25 protein-coding genes and 1 pseudogene are annotated in these 23,783 nt (G+C 71.2%); 4 read left to right on the forward strand and 22 right to left on the reverse strand.

Translation table 11 applies throughout. The features are described 5' to 3' along the window. Positions 1-3 precede the first annotated feature (3 nt). Positions 4-939 (reverse strand): sporulation protein, encoded by a 936-nt coding sequence (locus ACN27F_RS14350; RefSeq protein ID WP_421433927.1) that lies wholly within the window; start codon positions 937-939, stop codon positions 4-6. A gap of 254 nt (positions 940-1,193) precedes the next feature. On the opposite strand from ACN27F_RS14350, the gene ACN27F_RS14355 reads away from it, so the two are divergent. Together ACN27F_RS14355 and ACN27F_RS14360 are read left to right on the forward strand one after the other, a co-directional pair. Beyond that, on the forward strand, positions 1,194-2,615 hold the full coding sequence (locus ACN27F_RS14355) for a hemolysin family protein (RefSeq protein ID WP_421440206.1): 1,422 nt from the start codon (positions 1,194-1,196) through the stop codon (positions 2,613-2,615). Beyond that, complete coding sequence (locus tag ACN27F_RS14360; RefSeq protein ID WP_421433929.1) at positions 2,612-3,658, forward strand: hemolysin family protein; 1,047 nt, start codon at positions 2,612-2,614, stop codon at positions 3,656-3,658. The genes ACN27F_RS14355 and ACN27F_RS14360 overlap by 4 nt, the downstream gene beginning before the upstream one ends. Before the next feature lie 24 nt (positions 3,659-3,682). Here ACN27F_RS14360 and ACN27F_RS14365 read toward each other — a convergent pair whose 3' ends face one another. From ACN27F_RS14365 to mtfM, 12 genes are all read right to left on the reverse strand, one after another. After that, the gene (locus ACN27F_RS14365; RefSeq protein ID WP_421433931.1) at positions 3,683-4,435 is read right to left on the reverse strand and encodes an EI24 domain-containing protein; all 753 of its coding nucleotides are present in this window, start codon (positions 4,433-4,435) and stop codon (positions 3,683-3,685) included. After that, entirely contained in the window at positions 4,432-5,166 is a 735-nt protein-coding gene (locus ACN27F_RS14370; protein ID WP_421433933.1) for an alanyl-tRNA editing protein, read from the reverse strand. The genes ACN27F_RS14365 and ACN27F_RS14370 overlap by 4 nt, the downstream gene beginning before the upstream one ends. Before the next feature lie 6 nt (positions 5,167-5,172). Beyond that, complete coding sequence (locus tag ACN27F_RS14375) at positions 5,173-6,075, reverse strand: alpha/beta fold hydrolase (RefSeq protein WP_421433935.1); 903 nt, start codon at positions 6,073-6,075, stop codon at positions 5,173-5,175. After that, positions 6,072-6,380, reverse strand: a complete 309-nt coding sequence (locus ACN27F_RS14380; RefSeq protein ID WP_421433937.1) for a DUF2516 family protein — start codon at positions 6,378-6,380, stop codon at positions 6,072-6,074. Before ACN27F_RS14380 ends, ACN27F_RS14375 begins: the two co-directional genes overlap by 4 nt. A gap of 71 nt (positions 6,381-6,451) precedes the next feature. Continuing rightward, positions 6,452-6,940, reverse strand: coding sequence for a hypothetical protein (locus ACN27F_RS14385; protein WP_421433939.1), 489 nt, complete (start codon positions 6,938-6,940; stop codon positions 6,452-6,454). Positions 6,941-6,942: 2 nt separating this feature from the next. Then, entirely contained in the window at positions 6,943-7,497 is a 555-nt protein-coding gene (locus tag ACN27F_RS14390; RefSeq protein WP_421433941.1) for a helix-turn-helix domain-containing protein, read from the reverse strand. Positions 7,498-7,614: 117 nt separating this feature from the next. Next, positions 7,615-8,595, reverse strand: coding sequence for an asparaginase (locus tag ACN27F_RS14395; RefSeq protein ID WP_421433942.1), 981 nt, complete (start codon positions 8,593-8,595; stop codon positions 7,615-7,617). Beyond that, positions 8,592-9,425 carry a 3-keto-5-aminohexanoate cleavage protein gene (locus ACN27F_RS14400; protein ID WP_421433944.1) on the reverse strand — a complete coding sequence of 278 codons (834 nt, stop codon included), beginning with the start codon at positions 9,423-9,425 and terminating at the stop codon, positions 8,592-8,594. Before ACN27F_RS14400 ends, ACN27F_RS14395 begins: the two co-directional genes overlap by 4 nt. Positions 9,426-9,503: 78 nt before the next feature. Continuing rightward, positions 9,504-10,595 carry a YgfZ/GcvT domain-containing protein gene (locus ACN27F_RS14405; protein ID WP_421433945.1) on the reverse strand — a complete coding sequence of 364 codons (1,092 nt, stop codon included), beginning with the start codon at positions 10,593-10,595 and terminating at the stop codon, positions 9,504-9,506. After that, a complete protein-coding gene (locus ACN27F_RS14410) occupies positions 10,592-11,014 on the reverse strand; it encodes a Fur family transcriptional regulator (protein WP_421433947.1) in 423 nt (140 codons plus the stop codon). Before ACN27F_RS14410 ends, ACN27F_RS14405 begins: the two co-directional genes overlap by 4 nt. 40 nt (positions 11,015-11,054) lie before the next feature. Continuing rightward, positions 11,055-11,684 (reverse strand): FABP family protein, encoded by a 630-nt coding sequence (locus ACN27F_RS14415; protein WP_421433948.1) that lies wholly within the window; start codon positions 11,682-11,684, stop codon positions 11,055-11,057. A 79-nt stretch (positions 11,685-11,763) separates the two neighbouring features. Continuing rightward, positions 11,764-11,868 carry a small membrane protein MtfM gene (gene mtfM, locus ACN27F_RS14420; RefSeq protein WP_421433949.1) on the reverse strand — a complete coding sequence of 35 codons (105 nt, stop codon included), beginning with the start codon at positions 11,866-11,868 and terminating at the stop codon, positions 11,764-11,766. Positions 11,869-11,893: 25 nt separating this feature from the next. On the opposite strand from mtfM, the gene ACN27F_RS14425 reads away from it, so the two are divergent. Beyond that, entirely contained in the window at positions 11,894-12,256 is a 363-nt protein-coding gene (locus ACN27F_RS14425; protein WP_421433950.1) for a DsrE family protein, read from the forward strand. 26 nt (positions 12,257-12,282) lie between these two features. On the opposite strand, the gene ACN27F_RS14430 is transcribed toward ACN27F_RS14425, so the two are convergent. Beyond that, positions 12,283-13,188, reverse strand: coding sequence for a hypothetical protein (locus tag ACN27F_RS14430; RefSeq protein ID WP_421433951.1), 906 nt, complete (start codon positions 13,186-13,188; stop codon positions 12,283-12,285). Positions 13,189-13,529: 341 nt separating this feature from the next. Continuing rightward, positions 13,530-14,018: pseudogene (locus ACN27F_RS14435) on the reverse strand (winged helix-turn-helix domain-containing protein); the annotation flags it as partial. Between the two features lie 341 nt (positions 14,019-14,359). On the opposite strand from ACN27F_RS14435, the gene ACN27F_RS14440 reads away from it, so the two are divergent. Beyond that, the gene (locus ACN27F_RS14440; RefSeq protein ID WP_421440208.1) at positions 14,360-18,793 is read left to right on the forward strand and encodes a S8 family serine peptidase; all 4,434 of its coding nucleotides are present in this window, start codon (positions 14,360-14,362) and stop codon (positions 18,791-18,793) included. A 99-nt stretch (positions 18,794-18,892) separates the two neighbouring features. Here ACN27F_RS14440 and ACN27F_RS14445 read toward each other — a convergent pair whose 3' ends face one another. The 7 genes from ACN27F_RS14445 to ACN27F_RS14475 form a co-directional block, all read right to left on the reverse strand. Next, positions 18,893-19,366 (reverse strand): lamin tail domain-containing protein, encoded by a 474-nt coding sequence (locus ACN27F_RS14445; RefSeq protein ID WP_421433953.1) that lies wholly within the window; start codon positions 19,364-19,366, stop codon positions 18,893-18,895. Between the two features lie 330 nt (positions 19,367-19,696). Next, on the reverse strand, positions 19,697-20,050 hold the full coding sequence (locus ACN27F_RS14450) for a DUF1416 domain-containing protein (protein ID WP_421433954.1): 354 nt from the start codon (positions 20,048-20,050) through the stop codon (positions 19,697-19,699). A gap of 11 nt (positions 20,051-20,061) precedes the next feature. Continuing rightward, positions 20,062-20,910: a sulfurtransferase gene (locus ACN27F_RS14455; RefSeq protein WP_421433956.1), complete on the reverse strand. Its 849-nt coding sequence runs from the start codon at positions 20,908-20,910 to the stop codon at positions 20,062-20,064. A 222-nt stretch (positions 20,911-21,132) separates the two neighbouring features. Next, positions 21,133-21,210 (reverse strand): Ms5788A family Cys-rich leader peptide, encoded by a 78-nt coding sequence (locus tag ACN27F_RS14460; protein ID WP_421440209.1) that lies wholly within the window; start codon positions 21,208-21,210, stop codon positions 21,133-21,135. A gap of 83 nt (positions 21,211-21,293) precedes the next feature. Then, positions 21,294-22,094 (reverse strand): DUF2993 domain-containing protein, encoded by an 801-nt coding sequence (locus ACN27F_RS14465; RefSeq protein WP_421440211.1) that lies wholly within the window; start codon positions 22,092-22,094, stop codon positions 21,294-21,296. Between the two features lie 149 nt (positions 22,095-22,243). Continuing rightward, on the reverse strand, positions 22,244-23,227 hold the full coding sequence (locus ACN27F_RS14470) for a hypothetical protein (RefSeq protein WP_421433958.1): 984 nt from the start codon (positions 23,225-23,227) through the stop codon (positions 22,244-22,246). After that, on the reverse strand, positions 23,224-23,505 hold the full coding sequence (locus tag ACN27F_RS14475) for a hypothetical protein (protein ID WP_421433960.1): 282 nt from the start codon (positions 23,503-23,505) through the stop codon (positions 23,224-23,226). The genes ACN27F_RS14470 and ACN27F_RS14475 overlap by 4 nt, the downstream gene beginning before the upstream one ends. Between the last annotated feature and the right edge of the window lie 278 nt (positions 23,506-23,783).

Here is a 23,783-nt window from a genome sequence, read left to right on the forward strand (position 1 = left end):
CCCCTACTCTTCCTCGTCGCCGCCGAAAGCGTCGAAGACCTCCTCGGCCACCATGCCGGCGGCGAACCCGGCGATGGCGCCACCGGCCGCACCCGCGAGCATGCCGCCCATCCCGGAGCCGTGATCGCCGTGGTCACCGTGCCCGCCGTAACCACCCAGCAGCGTGTGGCGCTGCTCCAGGGACTGCCGCAACCAGGAGTCCACCTGGCCGACCCAGTCGACGCTGTCGGCCGCCGCGTGCTCGACGCGATAGTGGCCGTACGAGTCATGGCCCGGGGTGAACAGGCCGGACTTCTTGTCGAACTCCAGGACCACCGTGACCCCGTGCGGGTCGGCGAGGAACGTCAACTCGATCTGGTTGACCCCCGGGTACTGCGGCGCGGACGCGTACTCGATCTCCTGGTAGAACGGCATCGTCTGGGGCAGGCCGGCCAACTTGCCGTGCTCCAGGTCGGCGCCGGTGAACGGCAGACCGAGCGCGGCGAACGCCGCCAGAATCCGCTCCTGTACCGGCAGCGGGTAGACGTGCACGTCGTCGAGGTCACCCGGGTCAAGCGCACCACGCACCCAGATCTTGGTACGCAGGCCCATGGTCATTCCGGGCAGCCGTTGGCCGTACACGTCCGTGACCGGGGTCTCCCACGGCACGTCGACCTCGAACGGCAACGACAGCTGTTGCCCGGCCGCCAGCCGCAGCTCGCCGCAGATGGGCACCCGGTGGAACTCGACCGTACCGTCGTACTCCTCGTCGCTGGTCTCCATCTCGACGCGGGTCACCAGCGCCACGGTGATCTGATCGATCTCCACGTCGTGGTCGCCGCCGGTGATGTTCACCTGACCGGCCAGGGTCAGACCGGGGCGGGTGTTGGGGTTGGACAGAACGGTGTCGACACTCGGTCCGCCGACGCCAAAGGCACGGAGCATCCGTTTGAAGACCACGTGACTAGCTCTCCCTGGCAGTGCGGTCTATTTTGGAACCCGAATCACCGCGATGTTAACGACCCATCCTGAGAGATTCCTGAACGGCGGGCATCAGGTACGCAAAGCAATCGCACCCGGTCCGTTCGCCACCCCTATCAGCAAACTCGCAGGTTGAGGCAGCTACCGCCTGTCTATGCTGGCAGCATGTCGAACGACAGCGACCCTCCGAGTGCCCGCCGCCAGGTTGCCGGCAAGGGAGTGACCGGGCGGTGATGGAGTGGGCGCTACTCGGCGTCGCGGTGGTGCTGGTCGCTGTCAACGCCGTGTTCGTCGCCGCCGAGTTCTCGTTCGTCACGGCCGATCGCGCCACCGTGGAACGGCAGGCAGCGGCCGGCGACAACCGGGCGGCGAGCCTGCTCGCCGGCCTGCGTACCCTGTCCACCCAGCTGTCCGGTGCCCAACTGGGCATCACCGTGACCAGCCTGGTCGTCGGTTTCCTGGCCGAGCCGTCGCTGGCCGCCCTGCTGCGCGGCCCGCTCGGGCTGGCCGGCCTGCCGGACAGCGGTGTCACCGCCATCTCGCTGGTCCTGGCGCTCGCCCTGGCCACCGGCTTTCAAATGATCTTCGGTGAGTTGGTGCCGAAGAACTGGGCGATCGCCGAACCGCTGCGGGTAGGCCGGGTGGTCGCCGGTGCGATGCGCGGCTTCACCGCCGTCGCCGGGCCACTGATCCGGTTCCTCAACGGCACCGCCAACCGGCTCCTGCGGATCGTCGGCGTCGAGCCGACCGAGGAGCTGGCCTCCGCCCGGTCCCCGCAGGAGCTGGCATCACTGGTCACCCGCTCCGGCGAAGAAGGCACCTTGGACGCGGAGACCGCCGAGCTGGTGTCTCGATCCATCGATTTCGGCGCCCGGACCGCAGCCGACGTGATGACGCCCCGACCCCGGGTCCGGTTCGTGACCTCGGACATGCCGGTGGCCGAGGTCCTCGCGCTGACCGCCGCCACCGGGCACTCCCGTTTCCCGGTCACCGGTGCCGGGGTGGACGAGGTGCTGGGTGCCGTCCATTTCAAGCATGCTCTCGCCGTACCGGCGGCCGAGCGGACGAACCGCCAGATCCGGTCCATCATGGTGGAACTGCCCGAGGTGCCGGGCACCGTCGAGCTCGATCCGCTGCTGGCCACCCTGCGCAGCCGCGGCCTGCAGATGGCGGTGGTGGTCGACGAGTACGGCGGCACCGCCGGCGTCGTCACCCTGGAAGACCTGGTCGAGGAGATCGTCGGAGAGATCGCGGACGAGCAGGACCGGCCCACCGGACGCCACCGACGCACCCCGGACGGAGCCTGGCAGCTCTCCGGTCTGTTACGTCCCGACGAGGCGTCCCGGCTGGCCGGACTCGACCTGCCCGAGGGTCGCATCTTCGACACCCTCGGCGGGCTGGTCATCGAGCGGATCGGCAGGCTGCCGCAGGTCGGCGACCGGATCATCGTCACCGCCGACGATCGAGAACACCCCGATCCGGACGGGTTGCCGCGTCGCGTACCGGTCGAACTGACGGTAACCCGGGTCGACGGTCGCCGGATCGACCGGTTGCTGCTGCGCCGCGCCGGCACCCGGTCCCCGACCGGCCAGGCGCAATCGGCCGGCCAGGGACAAGCGGCCGAGCAGAGGCCGGCCGACGGGACGCAGCCGTGACCGACTCGGTCGCCATCCTGATCGGAGTGTTGCTGCTCGCCGGCAACGCGTTCTTCGTCGGTGCCGAGTTCGCGCTGATCTCCGCCCGCCGTACCCAGATCGAGCCACGCGCCGCCGCTGGCTCCCGGCCGGCCCGGATCACGCTGCGGGCGATGGAACACGTGTCGCTGATGATGGCCGGCGCCCAGCTCGGCATCACCGTGTGCTCACTCGGCCTCGGCGCGATCGGTGAGCCGGCGGTGGCACACGTCGTCGAGCCCGCCTTCGCCGCGGCCAACGTGCCCGAGGCGCTGGTCCATCCGATCGCGTTCGCCATCGCTCTCGTGATCGTGGTGTTCCTGCACATGGTGGTCGGCGAGATGGTGCCGAAGAACATCGCGCTGGCCGGACCGGAACGCTCCGCCCTCGTCCTCGGTCCGGCGCTGTACGGCATCGTCATCGTGCTCCGGCCGCTGATCTGGCTGCTCAACCAGCTCGCGAACCTGGTGCTGCGGGTGTTGCGGGTGCCGCCGAAGGACGAGGTGACCTCGGCGTTCACCCGCGAGGAGGTAGCCGGCTTCGTCGCCCAGTCCCGCCGGGAAGGGCTGATCGACGAACACGAGCATCGGCTGCTCACCGGCGCCCTCGCGTTCAGCGACCGACCTACCGCGCGGGTGGCCATCCCGCTACGGTCGCTGGTCACGGTCACCGCCACGAGCACTCCGGCCGAGCTGGAAGAGCACTGTGCGGCTACTGGCTTCTCCCGCTTTCCGGTCCTCGGTCCAGACCGCGAGATGGCCGGCTACGTGCACGTCAAGGACGTTCTCGGGCTGCCGGACGGCCAGCGGGACCAGCCGGTGGACAGCCGCCTGGTCCGGCCGCTGGTGACGGTCGACGCCGGCCAGCCGCTGCATGACACGCTCACCGCGATGCGGCGGCAGGGCGCGCACCTCGCCCGGGTCGTCGGCACCGACGGGCGGCTGACCGGCCTGGCCGCCCTGGAAGATGTGATCGAGGAGCTCGTCGGTGAGGTCCGGGACGCGACCCGGCCGGTCCTCGGGTAGCCCGGTGTCGGACTCCGCGCCGGATCAGGTCCGGGTGGGCTCGCCCACGGCTTGCCGGGCGAGTAGCGTCGCCCCGGCCACCGCGGCCGGCATGATCAGCACCGCGCCGAGGGGCACCAGACAGCAGCAGAAGACCGCCACGCCGAAGCCGAGCGCCTTGGACCGGTCGGCCCGCAGCGCCGCCCGGCGGTCCGGCAGTCGTAACCCGCGGCGGTAGAACGCCGAGCCGACCAGCTCCAGCGCGAGCCGCCAGCCACCGAGCACGGCTGCGAGCACCGGAACAACGGTCTGGCCGACGATCGGGACGAAGCCGCAAAGGAACAGCGGGATACCGACGGCGATGCCGAAGGCGATCAGCCGGGACGAGTCGATGAGGCTGTGCCACAGCGACCGCCACCATGGCACGTCGACCGCGTTCGGCACGCCACCGTGCTGTTCCTCCACCCACTCGGAGATTTTTTCGTAGAAGGGGTCGCCGATGAACAGGGTGACGGCGGTGAAGGTGAGCACCCCGAGCAGGCCGCCGAGGGCGAGCAGGGCGACGGCGACGGCAGCGCGAACGGCCTCCCGCACACTGCGTGACCAGCCGTCGGCGAACGGGGTGAGCCAGCCGGCCAGGTCGATCACGACGTTGATCCAGGCGACGAACGCGGCGACGAACAGGACGCCGGAGATCAGCGCCGGGATGATGCCGAGCAGCACCATCCTGGGATTTCGCAGGTACGTACCGAAGCCCCGCAGGAACAGCCGGACCCCGTCGAGGAACGAGGTGATCATGCCAGCCGGAGCCGGACCCGGCGGTTGGCCCGGCCTTTGCTCTCCACCTTGACCACCTGCACCTTTCCGATCTGCGCGGTCGAGGCGACATGGGTGCCGCCGTCGGCCTGCACGTCCAGGCCGACGATGTCGACGATCCGGATCTCCTGCTCGTCGGCGGGAATCAGGTTGGCCTGGGTACGGATGATGTCCGGGATGGCCAACGCCTCGTCGCGGGCGAGCACCCGGGTGGCTACTGCCCGGTCCGCCGCGACCTCGGCGTTGACCAGGTCTTCCAACTGGGTCTTGAAGCCGGGTGGCACCTCCGGCAGGTTGAAGTCCATCCTGGCCTCACCGGGTTCCATGTTGCCGCCGGTGACCAGCGCCCCGAAGTCGCGGAACACCACGCCACACAGCACGTGCAGCCCGGAGTGGGTGCGCATCAGCAGGCTGCGTCGCTCGTCGGCGACCGCGCCGGTGACCTGGGTGCCGACCGGCGGCAGCGGGTCGCCGTCGGCGGGGATCAGGTAGAGGTCGTCACCCTTGCGGGTGCCGGCGATCCTGGTCTGCACCCCCTGCCACAGCAGCACGCCGTGGTCCGGTGGCTGGCCGCCGCCGCCCGGGTAGAAGGCGGTCCGGTCCAGCACGATGCCCTGTTCGGCATCGGCGTGCAGCACCGTGCACTGCCATTCGCGCAGAGTCGGGTCGAGCAGGTCGAGTCGGTCGGTGCGACCGTGCCGGGTAACGCCCACAGCTGGTCAGGTTACCGCTGCCGGGGAGTTGAGGAATTCCGAGACCCGCTGACGCAGGTCGGTGCGATGGTTCCAGAGCACGCCGGGCCGGTCGTACAGGTGCAACTGCGCGGTGGGCAGGGCGGCGGCGAGTCGCCGCGCGACCTCGACCGGGTGCAGGTCGTCGCCGGCGCAGCCGATCACCAGGCAACGGGCGGTGACGGCCCGCAGTTCCTGCGGATCGGGTACGGCGACCGCGTCGGCGAGGTCGGCCAGCTCCGGAGCCAGCCCGTCGCGCAGCAACTGATCGATGCGGGTGCGCAGGTACGACCAGGCTGCCGGAGTGTTACGTACCTGAACCGGAGTTTCCGCGGCGATCGCCTCGGCGATCGATGAGACATCGCCTTCGCCGAGGGCTGCGACCAACTCGGCGATCCGGTGCTGGACCGACGCCGGTCGGGGCTGGTCCAGCACGTTCGGCAGGAAGAAGATCGCCTTGTCGAAGCGGTCCGGGCTGTCGGCCAGCAGCCGGGCGAGGGCGCCTGCGCCGAGGCTCATCCCGACCGCCTGCCGGGCACCCGCCAGATCGGCTACGGTCCGCAGGTCGCGGGCCAGGTCGTGGTAGTCCCAGGGGCCGGGCGGCGCGTCGGAGCGCCCGTGGCCACGGAACTGGAAAAAGACCTTGCGGCCGGCCACCGCGCTGCCGAGTGGACGGGTGGTGGCGATGCCGTGGGCGAATCCGTGGGCGAACACGGTCACCGGATCGCCGGCTCCAGTGACCAGCTGTTCCAGTCGTACCCCGTGCGGGGTGGCGATCAGCTCGGTTTCCGGCTCGGGCAGCACCGGACGTCCGGTACGCGGACCGGACGGGCCGGGGCCGTACGTGCGCGGGCCGCCATCTGGTGGCGGCGGCCAGCGAAAATCTCTCACCAGGATCCTCGGCCGTCGCTGATGTCACGTAGCCCGACCCGCACGTCGAGCAGGTAGACCAGGCCGGCGGCAATGCCGATCAGGCCGAAGAGGCTGATCTGCAACAGCAGGGTGAGCACCAGGCAGACGCCGAGAATGGCGAGCCAGGCGCCCTTGGGCAGGGTGCCGATCGCGGGAAACGCCTCAGCCTTCTGCGTGAGACAGTGCACGAGCGCGACGCCCTGCACGACGAGTGCGAAGACAAACAATGCCAGGTCAAGCACGTACCGGACATCGTGATAGAAGATCGGCGCTGCAGAGCCCATGGGTCAAAGCTTATGCCGCGAGCCCTGGATGCGTGCCACCTGCGTCGAGGGCTCGCGGACTCCCGGCCCGGTCAGGCCGCTGGCTCGGCGGCCTTGTCGGCCGGCTGAGCGGCCTGGCCGGTGGCCTTGTCGGCCGGCTGAACGGCCTGGCCGGCGGCCTCGACCTGGGCCGGGGCCTCGGTGGCATCCATATCGGCGTTGACGGTGTCGGCCGCCCGGACCACGCCGGTGCCGACGACCCGCTCACCGTGCGCGACAAGGTTGCCGTAGATGATGACGGCCCGGGCGCCGGCGGCCTGGGCGCCAGCGACCATCGCGTCCCGGTTGCGCAGCGCCAGCGCCCGCAGGCGGTCGAAGTCAGCGCCGTCGGTGGCCCGCTGCCGCAGCTCGGCACTGCTCTGGGTGGCCTTCTCCCGCAGTCCGGCGGTGGTCACCGCGGCCCGTCCGGTCAGCCTGGTCATGGCTACCGGCAACCGGCGGAGCCGTTGGTACGCCAGATCGCCGGCGCCGGCAACGGCGTACAGCGGGCCGGGAATGCGCTTGGTCTTCGACTGGCTCATCGCTACTCCTTCTCGTCCGCCGTGGCGGCGGTCTGCTCGGTCTTGTCGGCGCGGGATTCGGCCTTGTCGGCGCGGGTTGTCCGACGCCGGCTGGTGGTCGGCGGGGCCGGCGACGGGGCCGGCGCGGCGTCACTGTCGACGGCGTCACTGTCGCCGGGTGCGGTGGCGGCCGTAGGTGCGGTGGCGGCCGTACCGTCCGCTCCGTCCGCGTGCCGGGCGTTCTCCCGACGGAAGGTCTCGTAGATCTGGCTCAATGACTGCTTCTGCGACATCGTCAGGTCGGGGTCTGCGGCGATCGCCGCGAGGACGCCTTGACCGTCCTTGTCGTCGAGCAGACCGGCCCGTAGGTACATCACCGGGGTGGACACGCGCAAGGCGCTCGCCAGTTGCTGCAGTACTTCCGCGCTCGGCTTGCGCAGCCCGCGTTCGACCTGGCTGAGGTACGGATTGCTCACCCCGGCCTGCTCGGCGAGCTGGCGCAGCGAGATCCGGGCGTTACGCCGAAGATCGCGAATGAAGCCTCCGATGTCGCGAGGCAGGTCCTTTGGTGTGGCCATGGTTCCACGGTAGCCCGCCGCGCTTGCATCTGCTAGCGAAGTGCTTGCCCGAGTTAGCAAGGTCACCGGAAAGCGCGTCGCGCCGGCCATGCCCGGCCTGACGGTGAGCGGGCACGCTCACAGCGGTCGCAGCTCGCCGACCGGCTGACCACCGCCGAACACCGGCGGCGCGCCCAGGTCGGCCAGTGCCGGCTCGGCGGCGTCGTCATCGCTGACACCGAGCCGTCGCAACGCTGCCACCACCGGCGGGGCGACCGCCCGCGCACCGCCGTCGTCGATCTTGACGGCGACCGCACCGACCCCCGGCACGGCGACCGCGAGCACACCCTCCGCACCCCCCTTGGCGAGCAGGCCCGGCACCGCGCGCATCAACCGGGTGTCCACCCGCCCGGTGCCGGCGACCATTTCGGGGTACGCCCGCATCGCATCCGCCACGGTCCGTTCCACCGACCCGGGCACGCCGGACACCAGCCGCAGGAATGCCCGTGCCACCGCGGCCAGCGACAGGGCCAGCACCGGAGCACCGCAGCCATCCACCCCGACCGCGGCGACCGGCTCACCGGCGTACGCCTCGACGGCGGCCCGGATCCGTTCCTGCAGCGGGTGTTCAGGGTGCCAGTACTCCTCCAGCGGCCACCCCGCCGCCCGGCATGCCAGCAGCATCCCGGCGTGCTTGCCGGAGCAGTTCATCTGCAACCGGCTGGGTCCGCCGCCGGCGCGCAGTACGGCGGCGACCGCGTCGGTGCCGATCGGCAGATCCGGCGGGCAACGCAGCGCCGCTTCGGTCAACTCGGCGCTACGCAGCAGCGCGGCGACCCGGGCCAGGTGGAAGTCCTCGCCACTGTGGCTGGCACAGACCAGGGCCAGATCGGCCGGATCGGCCAGTCGCAGACCGCTGTGCAGCATGCCGATCGCCTGTAGCGGCTTGTTCGCCGAACGCGGGAAGATCGGCGAGGTCACGTCGCCGGCGTGTTCCCGTACCGCCCCGGCCGCGTCGAGCACGACCAACGAACCGCGGTGCACGCTCTCCCGACGACCAGAGCGGATCACCTCGACCAGCGGCACCCCGTCCGCGTTTTCCGATCGGTCCTCCCTCACGCCGCGAGTCCGAGCAGCTCGCGGGCCTGGGCGGCGGTGGCCGGCGGGCGCTGGGCCAGTTGGGCGAGGCTGACTGCCCGGGCGACGAGCTGCATGTTCGATTCCACCGGCCGGCCCTTGGCGTAACTGAGGGTGTCCGCCATGCCGACCCGCAGATGCCCGCCGCCGGACAGCGCGGCAAGCATCACCGGCACACTGGTGCGCCCGACCCCGGTGGCCGAATAGGTGGTGCCCGCCGGCAGGTCCCGCAGTGCCTGGCGACAGGCGACCAGGGCGTCGACGGTGCCCGGCATGCCCCCCGGCACCCCCATCACCAAATCGACGTGGACATGCCCGCCGGCCGGCAACCCGTACCGGCCCAGCAGCCGCTGCAGCGCGGCTAGTTGCCCCAGGTCGAAGATCTCGTACTCGGCCACGACGCCCCGGTCCTGCATCCGGGTGTGCAACTCGACGATGAACTCCCAGCGGTTGAGAAAGACGTCATCGCCGAAGTTGACCGTCCCCATGGTGCAGGAAGCCATGTCCGGGACGGCGTCGAGCACGGCCAGCCGGTCGGTCTCCGAATCGGTGACCGCACCGCCGGTGGACAACTCGACGATCAGGCCGGTGCCGGCCCGCAGCGCCTCGACGGTGGCCCGCAGCCGGCCCAGGTCGAGGGTGGGCTCGGCATCGTCGTCACGGACGTGGACGTGGATCACCGCCGCGCCGAGTGCGGCGCATTCGGTCGCCGTGCGCACCAACTCGTCGAGGGTGACCGGCAACGCCGGCACCTCGCTCTTGACCGATTCGGCCCCGGTCGGCGCGACCGTGATCAACGTCGTTGTCGTCATGCGGCGATCCTCGCACACCGTACGACCGGTGATCAGAGTTCGATCGCCTGACCAGGGTTCGACCGCCGCTGCGGATGGTCAGGGTTCGATCGCCGCCGCGAACTCGCCGACCCGCAACGCGGCATCGTCGGCCACGTTACGTTTGACCACCGCCAAGGTGATCATGCCAAGTTCGTAGTGCCGGACCGCGGTGCCGGCGAACCCGACCGCGCGACCGCCGAGCATCACCGCGGTACCGGCTGGCGGCGGGTCCTCGCTGGCCACACCGTCGAGGTGCAGCAGCACCAGCCGTCGCGGCGGGCGGCCCAGGTTGTGCACCCGGGCGACGGTCTCCTGCCCGCGGTAGCAGCCCTTGTCCAGGTGGACCGCAGGCCCGAGCAGCCCGACCTCCGCCGGGATGGACCGGTGGTCGGTTTCCAGGCCCACCCTCGGGGTACGGGCGGCGACCCGGACAGCCTCGTACGCCCACAACCCGGTGGGAGTCACTCCGGCGGCCGCCGCCTCGGCGACCAGTTGTGCCATCGCGGCCCGGGGCACCATCAGGTCCACCCCGAGCGGTACTCGACGCGCCCAGCCACCGGAGTACGGGCCATCGGCCGGCAACGGCGCCACCGGATACAGCGCGGTGGGTCGGCCCGGGATCGAGCCGGCGGCGAACTTGGCCTCGGGGATCGCCAGCAGGTCGGGCTCGTCGAGTCCGGGCACGCCGAGCGCGCCGACGGCCAGGGCTGCGCGCGGGCCGACCAGCGACAGCAGCGCCCAGTCGGCGGTCACCACCGTCGGATCGACCTGACTGAAAAAGCGCATCTTCAGCAGGTACGCCAACAGCTCGTCGGCCATCTGCGGCTCGGTGTCCAGCCAGGTGGTCACGCCGTCCTCGGCGACCATGGCATGCTGCTCGACGTGCCCGTGCGGGGAGAGCACCAGCAACTCGGTGCCCTGTCCGGCGGTCAGGGTCGCCAGATGCTGGGTGGTGATGGTGTGCAGCCAGCCGATCCGCTCGGCGCCGGCAACCGCGAGCACGCCACGGTTGCTCCGGTCGACCAGGCCGACGTCGGTGGCCAGTTGACGCTGCTCACGCATCGGGTCGCCGTAGTGGGCGGCGACCGCGGCGTCGCGGGAGCCGGGCGTCACGGCGGCGACGTCGACCGCCCCGGCGATGTCGATCATGGCTCGCCTCCGCACCGTCGGCAGGTGCCGAACAGCGCCATGTGGCCGATGTCGACCCGGAAGCCGCGCTCGTTCGCCAGCGCGGTGATCAGCGGCTCGGCGAGTGCCGGGTCCATCTCCGAGACCGCCTTGCAGGATCGGCACACCAGGTGCACGTGCTGATCGTCGGTGACCGAGTGATAGGTCGGCGATCCGTGCGACAGGTGGGCATGGGTGACCAGCCCGAGCTCCTCGAGCAACTCCAGGGTGCGGTAGATGGTGGTGATGTTGATCCCGGCGGCGACCTCGCGTACGGCGTTGTGCACCTGCTCCGGTGTGGCGTGCCCGAGGTCGTGCACCGCTTCCAGGATCAACTGGCGCTGCGCGGTCAACCGAAGCCCGCGCGAGCGCAGCATTTCAGCTAGAGATGATTCAGCCACCGTCGCCATCATAACCTCGTCGTAACGTGACGGCCCGCAGTCAGCCGCCGACCCGGATCAGTCGGGCGGACAGGTGCGGCGAGAGCGGCTGCCCGACCGCGGCCATCTCCTGGGCGTAGAGCAGGGCACCGTCGACGATGCCGAACAACCGGTGGCCACCGGTGACCTCCTTCGCGGTGGCGGTACGCACCACGGCGTCGGTAGCCAACTCGACCTGCACGCCGGTGACCCGGCCCAGGTAGAGCTCCATCACCCCGGTCGGGCTGATCATGAGCGCCTCAAGCTCACCGGTGGCCTTGCCGTCGGCCCCGGTCACCGCCCGCCACCAGCCGAGCTCCCGGCCGGACTGGCGCACCGGGCGGGACTGCCCGTCGAGCAGCCAGGCCCGCGACTCGTACTGCAGGAACGGCCGGCCGTCGTGGCTGATCCGGATTTCCTGCGCGTAGTCGAAATCCTCGATGGTCGGGAACCCGCCACGGCCCCGGCCCCGCCACACACCGATGTACGGCAGCAGCGCGCTCAAGGCCGAGTGCAGCTTCGGGCCGACCCGCAGGTCATGGCTTTCCTCGTACGGGTACGGGTCCACCGGCGGGGCGTCCAGCCACGGCGGCCGTACCGGATCCTCCGCCGCGCCCGGTCCGCTGCTGTCCGCCGCGCTGCTCGCGCTCATCGATCCTCCACCTCGTCGGTCTGCGTGCCGGTACGCGCCGCAGGGGCCCACGCCCGGGGAACGTCACACCGCCCGGGGTTCACCACCGGCCACGGCAGAACCGGACCGCGAGGTAGATCAGGCCACCGGCGAGCGCGCCGAAACCGGCGACCAGCAGGCTGACGAACCCGATCTCGGTAACCATGACAGGGTCATCCTATGCTGGCCGCATGGCTCGCACTCTCGTCGTGAAGGCGACCGCCGGCTCCGACGAACCGGAGCGGTGCGCCCAGGCGTTCACCGTAGCGGCTACCGCTGCGGCCGCCGGCGTCGAGGTATCGCTCTGGCTGACCGGGGAGTCCGCCTGGTTCGGGTTGCCTGGTCGGGCCGCCCAGTTCGATCTGCCACACTCGGCGCCGCTGCCGGATCTGCTGGCGGCGGTGCTGGCCGCCGGACGGGTGACGGTCTGCACGCAGTGCGCGGCACGGCGGCGGATCGGCCCGGACGAGGTCATCGCCGGGGTCCGCATCGCCGGGGCGGCCGTCTTCGTCGAGGAGATCATGGCCGACGGGGCACGGGCCCTGGTCTACTGATTCGTCGGCCCGGCCCGGTGGGCCGGTCAGCAGTCCGCTGTGGAGACGCTGTTGCTGGTGGTGGTGACCCGGATCTTGCCGCCGTCGGCCTCCACCACCAGCCCGCCGACCGTCGGATCCCACTGTACGTACACCGGTGGTTGGTCGGAGAGCACCGTGGCACCGGGCGAGATCGGCTGGGCGGCTTGCTCGGCCGTCTCGGCCGGCCCGGAGCCGACAGCGACGTCGGTGTGCCATGAGCCCCCGTTGGGGCAGCGGACCCGCACCGTCGGCGCCAACTCGATGTCATCCACGCCGAAGGTCTCGATCACCGTCTGAGCGCGCGACGTCGGTGGGACCTGATTCGCGACGGGTGTCTGCTCGGCCGGCGGGCGGCACCCGGTGCTGATCCGCAGCTCGACCACGCCCGGACGCGGCACATCGCCCCGGATCGCGACGAACTCACCGGCATCGGCGCCCAGTCGTGACCCCCCGGACGCACCGCCGTGCCGGGTCAGGGCCGCGTAGTCGGCCGGCAGCCGCTGCGCGATCCGGTCCAGCAGCGCCGGTCCGGCCGTGGGCGTGGTGTACGCGGTCAGGGTCCGGGTGAGCTCCGCACCGGTACGCAACGGCGTGATCCGGCAACCTTCGACGATTCGCTCCGCGCCGACGACCACCACGCCGGCGTCACCGACCGCGGCGATCAGGTGCCCGGCGGCCCGCTCGGCGACCGACCGCGCCTCGTCGATGCCGCGTTGCTCGCGTACGGTCGGTCCGTCCTGTCTGGTCGAGACCGTGGCGAGGCCGACCAACGCGACGATCCACATCACCGCGACGGCGGCCAGCAGCCAACGCCGCCACCGCTGTCGCGCCGGGGCGGACGCCGGTGCCGCCGGTGCCACCGGTGCGCCCGGCGGCACCGGCGGTCCAACTGCTGGTGGGTCGTGACTCACCCGGCCATCGTGCCAGGTGCCGACCAGCCGGTCGCCGGTCAGGACCCGAGTCGGCCGCCGGACAGCACCGCCACCTCGACGGACGTCCCCGTCCGCTCGCCGGACAGGTCCCGGGCCCGTTGGTCGGGCCGCTGTTCCGGCCGCAGGCTGGTGGCGCCGTCGGCGACGGTCGGTTCCAACCGCAGCCCGGCCTCGGCCAGGCCGTTCGCCGATCCGGTCCGCCGCCAGTCGCCCCTGCCCGGTTCGGCCTCGTCGGGCACGCGGTCTCCAGCCGGCCCGCCGTCGTCGGTGCCGGCCGGCAGGCCGTCGCCTACAGGCAGACCGTTACCTGCCGGCGCGGCCAGTCGGTAACCGACGCCGCGTACGGTTTGGATCTCCAGCCCGCCGCCGGCGCTGCGCAGTTTGCGACGCAGCCGCTTGACCGCCGAATGCAGGATGGCCGTGTCGCCGAGATAGGCCCCGCCCCAGACGGTGCCGAACAGTCTTTCGTAGGTCCAGACCACGACTGGCGGGGTCGCGAGCCGAGCCAGCAGTTCCCGCTCCAAGCGGGTCAGGGCCAGCGTCTCGCCCCGCCAGATCACCAGGTGACCAGGCACGTCGACGACCAGGTCGCCGAGGACGATCGGAGCGGCGGGCGCCGCGCTTTCCGCCGGTTCCGGCGGGAACAGCATTGCCCGAAGTTCCGCTAGATCCGTACAAATCACCACAGTTCCGCAGTCGTCAAGCCGTCTCACCACTCGTTCGCGAACCGCTACGTCAGCGGTGACACACACGACCAGTGGCACCTCACCGTTGACCACCGCATTCCTCCCCAGGTTGCTGCGTGTCATCAGACAACGCCGTTTAGTCGCCGTAGTCAACAGCGACGGTCACCGATCCCCGCGCCGCCCTCCGCTCGACCATAAGCTGTCTGATTACTGCCTGAAAACTGCCTGACAGAGCCCATTGATCACCAACGCTGCCCACTAAAGCATGACTCGTAGCCGTCGTGCGGGGACAATGCGTAGATCCGTGTCCACACACGCCGGGCGGAATCCGGGCTTTCCGGTCCGCTGACCCGGCGGCCTGACGAATACGGGCCGCCCACGAGCTTGGGGGGACCGTGGTCGACCTGACTCGCCGTCGTGCCAATACGAAGAATTCTCATCTTTGGCGGACCAGTGCCCAGGCACTGCGCCGCGCACTGATCACCGGGCTGGTCGTGCTGCTCGGCATCGCCGCGCAGCCCGCCACCGCCCTGGCCGTACCCGACGCCACCGCCGGCGCACCCGGTGGCGGAAGCACGCCAACCGCCGTGATCAGCCCGGACCTGATCACCGCACTGGCCGCGGAGGACACCGCCGACTTCCTCGTCTACCTGCGGGAACGCGCCGACCTGCCGCAGGCGGTCAGCGCGGCCGAGGCCGGCCTGCCCGCCGGGGACCGGCGGGCCGATGCCCGAGCCGCCGCCGTGTTCCGTGAACTGACCACCACCGCCGAGCGTAGCCAGCAAAACCTGCGCAAACTGCTCGACGAGCGGAAAGCCGGCTACACCGCGTTCTGGATCGCCAACGCGATCCGGGTCACCGGGGACCGGCAACTGGTCGAGCTGATCGCCGCCCAGCCCGAGGTGTTGCGGCTCGACCCGGCCCGCAGCTACCCGCTGCTCACCCCGGAGCCGGCCACACCGGTGGTCACCCCGACCGCGGTCGAGTGGAACATCACCAACGTCCGCGCGCCACAGGTCTGGTCGGAGTTCGGCACCCGTGGCGAAGGCACCGTGGTGGCCACCATCGACAGCGGCGTCGAGTACGACCATCCCGCGCTGGCCGCCAGCTACCGGGGAGCTGACGGCACCGGCGGATACGACCACGACTACAACTGGTTCGACCCAGCCGGGATCTGCCCGGCCGGCACCCCGTGCGACAACGACGGTCACGGCAGTCACGTCACCGGCACCATGACCGGGGATGACGGCGGCGCCAACCAGATCGGGGTCGCGCCCGGCGCCCGCTGGATCGCGGCGAAGGGCTGCGAGTCCAGCAGCTGCTCGGACGCGTCGCTGCTCGGCGCCGGCCAGTGGGTGCTCGCCCCGACCGACACCGACGGGCAGAACCCGCGGCCGGACCTGCGCCCCGACGTGGTGAACAACTCGTGGGGCGGCGGGCAGAACGATCTGTGGTACGAGCAGACCGTCGACGCCTGGGTCGCCGCTGGCATCTTCCCCGCGTTCGCCATCGGCAACGATGGCCCGTCCTGCGGGACCGCCAACTCCCCCGGCGACTACCCGCAGGCGTACGCGACCGGCAACTACGACGTCAACAACGTCATCGCCGCCCGGTCCAGCCGGGGTGCGTCCCTGGTGGACGGCGCGATCAAGCCGAACATCGCCGCGCCCGGCACCGCCGTGCGCTCCAGCGTGCCGGGCGGCGGGTACGCCGCCTTCAGCGGCACCTCGATGGCCTCCCCGCACGTCGCCGCCACGGTCGCGCTCGCCTGGTCGGCGGCGCCGAGCCTGCGCGGCGACATCACCGCGACCCGTGCCCTGCTCGACGGCACGGCCATCGACACCGACGACACCAGCTGCGGCGGAACCGCCGCCAACAACAACAACTTCGGCGAGGGCCGGCTCGACGCGTACGCGGTGGTCGAAACCGCCCCGCGCGGACCCGCCGGCCGGGTCACCGGCCTGGTCACCGGTGACGGTGAGCCGCTGGCCGGCGCGACCGTCGCCACCGCCGAGCGCAGCGTGACCACCGCCGCCGACGGCAGCTACTCGCTGACCCTGCCGGTCGGCGAGCACCCGCTCACCGTCAGCGCGTTCGGCTACCAGCCGGCGACCGCGACCGTCACGGTCACCGAGGACGGCACGGTCGAGCAGGACTTCGACCTGGCGGCCACCGTCCTGGTCACGATCAGCGGCCGGGTCACCGACGGCTCCGGCCACGGCTGGCCGCTCTACGCCCGGGTCGAGGTCGACGGGCAGCCGGGTACAGCCACCTACACGGACCCGGCCAACGGCCGCTATTCGCTGACCGTGCCCGGCAACACCGCGCTGTCGCTGACCGCGACCGCGGTGCCGGCCGGCTACCAGCCGACCAGTGTCGAGGTGCCGGCCGGTGACACCGACCGCACCGTACCGATCCGGGTGCCGGTGACCGCCGAGTGCGTCACCGACGGCTACGTGGCCGGCTTCGACGAGCCGATGCTCGCCGAGGACTTCCCCACCACCGAGGCCCCGGACGGCTGGTCGGTGGTCAACCGCACCGACGGCGGCGGCTGGGCCTTCGAAGACCTCGCCGGTCGGGGCAACATGACCGGCGGTACGGGCGGCTTCGCCATCATCGACAGTGACGACCTCGGCATCGGCGAGACACAGGACACCGACCTGATCACCCCGGTGCTCGACCTGTCCGGCATCGACGCGCCGTACCTGCGGTTCGCCAGCGACTGGCGGGCGGTCGGGCTCAGCGACAGCGCCGAGGTCGGCGTCTCGCTCGACGGTGGTGACAGCTGGACCACGGTGTGGCGCTACACCGCCAGCCGGCGCGGCCCGCGCGTGGAGGAGATCCCGTTGACCGAGGCCGCCGGCGCGGCCGAGGTGCTGATCCGCTTCCACTTCCAGGGCACCTACGCCTGGTGGTGGGAGGTCGACGACGTCGAGGTGGTCAACCGCACCTGCACCCCGCTGCCCGGTGGCCTGCTGGTCGGCACCACCACCGACCACACCACCGGGTCCGCGCTGAACGGGGTGACCGTGGCCAGCACCGCCGACCCGGACATCACCGCGGTCTCCGCGCCCACGCCGGACGATCCGGCCCTGCCGGACGGCTTCTACCAGCTGTTCTCCCCGCTCGTCGGCGAGCAGGAGTTCACCGCCAGCCGGCCGCCGTACCAGGCGCGGACCCGCACCGTGACGGTGGTCGCCGACGGTGCCCGCCGCGCCGACTTCTCGCTCAAGGCCGGCCGGGTGGTGCTCAGCCCGACCAGCCCGGTGATCTCCCACCAGCCGTACGGCAGCACCCGGCGGTCCACCGTCACGGTGACCAACACCGGTAGCGCACCGGCGACGGTGGAGATGCTGCCCAGCGGCGGCGGCTTCGAGTTGCTGTCGCGTCCCGGAGCGGCGTTGGCCGAGCACCGGGTCAAGGGCATCAGCAAGCAGTGGCGCGGTACGGCGTACGGGGCACCGGCCGGCGGCGCGCCGACCACCGTCACCCCGGCCCGGGCCGCCTCCGCCGCGGCCGACGCCTGGACCCGGGCGCCCGACTACCCGACGGCGGTGTTCGACAACGCGGCGGCCACCCTGGGCGGCAAGATCTACTCGGTCGGCGGTGGCAGCACCACCGGCACCGAACGTGACGCCTGGGTGTACGACCCGGTCACCGACGCCTGGAGCGCCCTGCCGGATCTGCCCTCGGCGCGCAGCAAGCCGGTGCTGGCCGCGGTCGGCGGCAAGCTCTACCTGTTCGGCGGGTGGGGACCGGGCGGTACGCCGGTAGCCACCGTCGACGTGTTCGACCCGGCGGTCGGGGCGTGGAGCACCCTGCCGGGGGTGACCAGCCCGGCGGCCCGGGCGGCGGCCGGCTCGGCGGTCATCGGCGACACGGTCTATCTGGTCGGCGGCTGCGTCGACGGCACCTGCACCGACTCGGCGACCGTGCTCGCCTTCGACACCACGACCGGCACCTTCCGGTCGCTGGCCAACTACCCGCTGGTCGCCTCCTGGCTGGCCTGCGGCGGCATCGGAGAGCGGATCTACTGCGCCGGTGGCGCGGGCGCCGTCGAGTACCGGTCGGCGTACGTCTACGACCCGGCGGCCGACAGCTGGAGCCCGCTGCCGGACCTGCCGCTGGACCTGTGGGGCGGGCAGTTCGCCGCCGCCGGCGGGCTGCTGGTGATCGCCGGTGGGGTGACCGCCGCGTCGACCACGATCACCAACCGGACCGTCGGGTACGACCCGACCACCGGCAGCTGGCGGGATCTGCCGAACACGCAGTTCGCCCGCTACCGAGGGGCAGGTGCGTGCGGTGCGTACAAGGTGGGTGGCTCGCCGTCGTCGTTCGTCGGCTCGCCGCAGGTGGAGCTGCTCGCCGGACTGGAACTCTGCGACGTCGGTGCGGACCTGCCCTGGCTGGGTACCGACCCGGGCAGCTTCACCCTGGCACCGGGTGCCTCCCGGTCGGTGACGGTGACGCTGTCGGCCACCGCCGAGGCCGGGGTGGACCAACCCGGTCGGTACACGGCCACGTTGGGCGTGAGCTCGGACACGCCGTACCCGGTGGGCACGGTCGCGGTGCAGATGAACGTGTCACCGCCGGCGTCGTGGGCCAAGGTGCAGGGCACGGTCTCCGGCCGCAGCTGTGCCGGGGTCGAGGTCGGGGTGGCCGGGGCGACCATCCGGCTGAACTCGCTCACCGACCCGGGCACCGGATACACCCTGCGCACCGATGCCACCGGCGGGTACGCGTACTGGCTGCCCCGCGGCCAGTACGAGATCATCACCGCCAAGGACGGCTGGGTGCCGCAGGTCCGGCAGGAACGGCTGCCGGCCGGGATCGTCACCACGGTCGACAGCCTGCTCGAACCGGTCGATCCGTGTCCGGCCCGTCTCGGCGGGATCTGAGGCAGGACCTGAGGCGGGATCTGCTCCCGCCTGGTTAGGCAAGGGTGCCGGGCCAGCCCAGCTCTGGCCCGGCACCCGCCGGCGGTCAATCCGTTGGGGTCACGGATTGACCGGGCACCGCACCCAGTTCCGGTCCGGGACGAAAGACCAGGAACAGGTATGCAGGGTTTGGCCTTTCCGGTTACGCAGGACCGCTTTGTCGCCGGATACGTCCCAGACGAATCCACCGCTGTTCCAGTAGACGGTCCGGGCGGTGTCTTCACCCGGACCGGAACGCAGCCAGATCCGACCGCCGTTGGCCTGGATGACGACGTCTCCGAATCGATAGGTCCGGCCGCTGTCGTCATGCACAACGTAGCCGCGCAGGTTGATCGGCTCGGTCCCCCGGTTCACCAGTTCCAGCCATTCACGATTCACCAGAGCGTGCGTCCCGTCGTCCGGGCCGCCCGGGTTGTACTGCACACTGTGCACCCGTAGTTTTTCGGCCACGCCTGCGGCGACCGGCGTGGCTCCGCTAATCGACGTGGTGACTCCGAACATCACCGCCGCCATGAATACGACAGTTCTCCGCATGATTCCCCCCACGGAACGAACAATTTTCGCGAGCGCCGGAATCTGTTGATTGATTCGCGATTCACTCGCTACCGGCTACGAAAATTGTGTTCGACCGGACCAGGAGAATGCCAGAGAGTGACGTCATCAAGTCAGTTCGACGTGAGCCTCCGGAATGGTGGCCGCCGGTGGCCTGTCAGCGCTGGCGCGCGACCCGGTGCCGGGGTGACGCCACCAGTCAGCCGTTTTAGGTGTCGATAGCGCGACAGTGCCATCGGAAATGAGTCGGCGATATGACAGAACCGCCGCCCGGAAAGATTCCCGGGCGGCGGTTCGGATCAGCAGCCCCGATCAACCGCCGACGGTGACGTTCACCTCGTTGACGCCCTGCACGGCGGACACCGGGGTGTCGCCGTTGCCGTGCCGGGACAGCGCACGCAGCGTCCAGGCGCCCGGCGCGGCGAAGAACCGGAACTGGCCGGCCGGCGAGGTCACCACCTCGGCGGTGAACTCTCCGGTGGCGTCGAGCAGTCGCACGTACGCCCCGGCGACGGCCTCACCGGCGGCGGACCGGACGGTGCCGGTGATGACGGTCTCCTTGGCCAGGTCCACACCGGCCGGCAGCGGCGCCGACTGGTCCGGCGCGGCGCACCCCGCCGCCGTCGCGGTGCTCGACGACGGGGTCACGGCGCTCGACGATGTCACGGCAGTCATGGTCAGGCCTTTCCGGGCTCGTCGCCGAGCACCACGGGTACGCCGATCAGCGAGCCGTACTCGGTCCAGGAGCCGTCGTAGTTCTTCACGTTGGTGTGTCCGAGCAGTTCCTTGAGCACGAACCAGGTGTGCGAGGAGCGCTCGCCGATCCGGCAGTAGGCGATGGTGTCCTTGCCGTCCTCCAGACCGGCGGCGGCATAGAGGGCGCGCAGTTCGTCGTCGGACTTGAAGGTGCCGTCCTCGTTGGCCGCCTTGGACCACGGCACGTTCACCGCCGACGGGATGTGCCCGGCCCGCTGCGCCTGCTCCTGCGGCAGGTGCGCCGGGGCGAGCAGCCGGCCGGCGTACTCGTCGGGAGAGCGCACGTCGACCAGGTTCTTGGCACCGATCGACGCCACCACCTCGTCGCGGAACGCCCGGATGGACAGGTCCGGCTCCTGAGCGACGTACCGGGTGGCCGGGCGGGCGACCACCTCGGTGGTCAACGGACGGCCGTCCAGCTCCCACTTCTTGCGGCCACCGTCGAGCAGCTTGACGTCGCCGTGGCCGTACAGCTTGAAGTACCAGTACGCGTAGGCGGCGAACCAGTTGTTGTTGCCGCCGTAGAGCACGACGGTGTCGTCGTTGCCGATGCCCCGCTCGGACAGCAGCGCCTCGAACTGCGACTTGTCGATGAAGTCGCGGCGCACCGGGTCCTGCAGGTCGGTCTTCCAATCGATCTTGATCGCCCCGGCGAGGTGGCCACCGTCGTAGGCGCTGGTGTCCTCGTCGACCTCGACGAAGACGACGCCCGGGGCGTCAAGGTTCTTCTCGGCCCAGTCGGCCGAAACGAGTGCGGTGTCGCGACTCATCAGATCACTCCCTGGTTGGTTCTCCCCCGCGCCGGGCGGATCGCCGGCCGGGCGAGGGGCGAGTTGGTGGTGAGTCCGCCGCAGGTTGTCGCACCCACGCGCAGACCCGGTAGGACGGATCACGGGCGTGCGACGGCGTCGCTGCCGGGCGATGGTGAGGGATCTCGGGCGCCGCCACCGACCTACGGAAGGGTCGGTGCGAGCCTGCCGGTCAGCCCGCCGTCAACGGACGGGGCGACACAGGCAGGTGGCCACACGGCACAGGTCGACCGCGCGCCGCTTGGTGAGGAACTTCCCCATGGGCACGGAGCTTACCAGCCTGTTTCCGGCCGGTCACCGCATCGACCACGCACTGAGACGGGGACCACCCACCTCGGTGACCCTCAGCCCAGCGTGTTCAGCGGCACGTCCCGGGCGGTCGCGGAGATCACCAGACCGGCCGGCTCCGCCCGTACCTCCTGCAGGTCGAGGTCGAACGGAAGCGTCGGCAGCGGTACGGCGATCGAGATCTGCTGCGCGTACGCGTTGACGAAGGCGCGGGCCGCCTCGTTGCCCGGCAGCTCTTCGGCGTCGAGGTCGTCGAAGCGCAGCAGTACCTCGCCGTCGGCCGTCTCGAGTTCGGCGGTGCCGGTGAGGGTGATCCGCTGCCCGAGGATTTCCACCGGGGCGGTCACCCCGAGTCGTCCGTCCTGTTCGGATAGTTGCAGGCCGGGCTGGCCGATCAGCTGCACCACGGTGTCGTACGCGACGGTGGCGGTGCCCGCCACGCTCGCCGCGGTGACCTCGCCCTGGCCGGTGCGCAACACGTCCAGCGGGGCCCGGACGTCACGGGCGTCCACATCGAGTACCGGCAGCCGGACGCTGTTGCCGTCCACCGCGGCGGAGACGTCGCGCAGCACGATGGAGACCGACCGGTACCGCCCGGCCGCCACCTGGGTCAGGAACGGAAAGCCACCGATCGACACCTCGGCCGTGGACGCCTCGATCTGCTGTGCCGCGATCTGCTGGTCGATCTGGTCGGCGACGGCCCGTTCCGCATAGGCGACGGCGACCCGGTCGGCGGCCACCAGCATGATCGCCAGGATCAGCAGCAACACCACGGCGACGGCGAGCAGCCGGCGAGCCCACCGCCGCCGGGGACGGGCCGGCGGCCGGGCATGTTCCTGCGGGTACGCCGAATAGATCGACACACTGCCTCCTCGCCTGCGGGCCGTCGATACCGGGCCGTCGAGCCGTACGGTAACTACCCAACCTGAGGAAGGCTCACCCGTCACAGGCGTACCCAATGTTTCGCCAAGGCGTCGGCCGAAGTGTGCTCAGCCGGGCGTCAAGTTCAGTTGAAGATCAGTACGCCGAGCGCGTACGACAGGGGGGCGGCCAGGGCGAACCCGCCCAGCGGGCCCTGCATGTGCCGGGCCACCCACATGGTCGGCGGATCCCCGGCCATCTGCCGGCTGGCCTCGGCGTACCCGGTTGCCAGGTCGACCAGTACCGCTGCGCTGGCCGCGACCAGTCCGACCAGGGCCGCGGTCACCGGGGTGAAGCCGACCACGTAGATGCCGAGCACCGCGCTGGTCAACGTCCCGCCCATCGCGCCGATCACCACGCCGGCCGCACCGCGCGGCACCTGAGGGGCGAGCCGTGGCCAGGCCAGCACCGCGTCGGTCAGCCGGGCGAGCATCAAAGCTGTCCCGGTGCCCGCCAGCGCCACCACGATGGTCTGGGTGCCGCCGAGCTGCAGCCGGCTGAGCACGATGAGGGTGGCGAAGGCGACCACACCGACGACGATCTGCCCGGTGGCGCCGAGCGATTCGGTGACCCGTGGCCGGTCGGCGGGTCGGATCAGCTGGGCGAGCACCGCGACGACGAACCCGCCGGCCGCGGCGTAGCCGACGGGGGCCAGGCTGGCGATGGTCGGCAGCAGGGCACCGATGTCGGCGGCGGCGGCCGCGGCGAGGCTCACCGCGCCGACCATCGGCATCGCCGGCGGCCGGATCGCCATCGTCCAGGAGACGACGAACAACAGCTGTACGCCGAAGACGACCACGGCGAAGGGCAACCGCGCCAGCCCCGGACCGGCGGTCTGCCCGCCGAAGATCAGCCCGAGGGCCAGCAGGACGGCGAAGCCGGCGACGGTGAACGACATGGCCCGACTGACCGGTACCGATGGTGCCGCAGGCCTACCGTCACCGCTCGGGTCGCCCCCGCCGGCGGCACCGCCGGCGGGGGCGTCGGTGGGGCGTTCGGGACGGGCACCGACGCTGGCTTGACCCGGTTGCTCGGGCTGCGCCGGCGGCACCGCCCGGGCCGCCGTCACAGCCGCCGCCGCGGTCGCTGACCCGGGTGCCGGCCGGGTGGCCGGTCCCGGACCGGGAGCCGGGGCCCGACCGGGAACCGGACCGGGCGCCGGAGCGCGACCAGGAGCCGGGGCGCGACCGGCTCCCGGCCCGGCTGCTGGTGGCCGGCCCGCGGATCCGGGTGGCGGCCCGGCCGGACCGGGGACCGCGGCCCGGCCGGGTACCGCACCCGGTGGTGGACCGCTTCGCCCGCCAGGTCCGGCCGGACCTTGCCGTTGGCCGTTGGGCCACTGCTCACGACCGGTCTCGGATGGCGTGGAGGGATACACGCCCTGATCGTGCCAGACGTACCGGGTGCACCGCTGGCGGCCGCCGGGATAGTCAAGGCTTCAACCTGTTCACCAGCGCCTTCGGCGCGGTAGTGCAACCCTCAACTGTTATGGCGGATCGCACAGATGAACGGCCGGCCGCCCGGGTGTTTCCAGCACCTAATCGGTTAAGCTCATGACTTAACCACCCGTCAGCGAAGCCGGGGTGCAACACCACTGTCTGCGGTAACGGCCGAAGGGCCGGTGA

The sequence above is a fragment of the Solwaraspora sp. WMMB335 genome (assembly GCF_049179075.1).
Taxonomy (GTDB): Bacteria; Actinomycetota; Actinomycetes; order Mycobacteriales; family Micromonosporaceae; genus Micromonospora_E.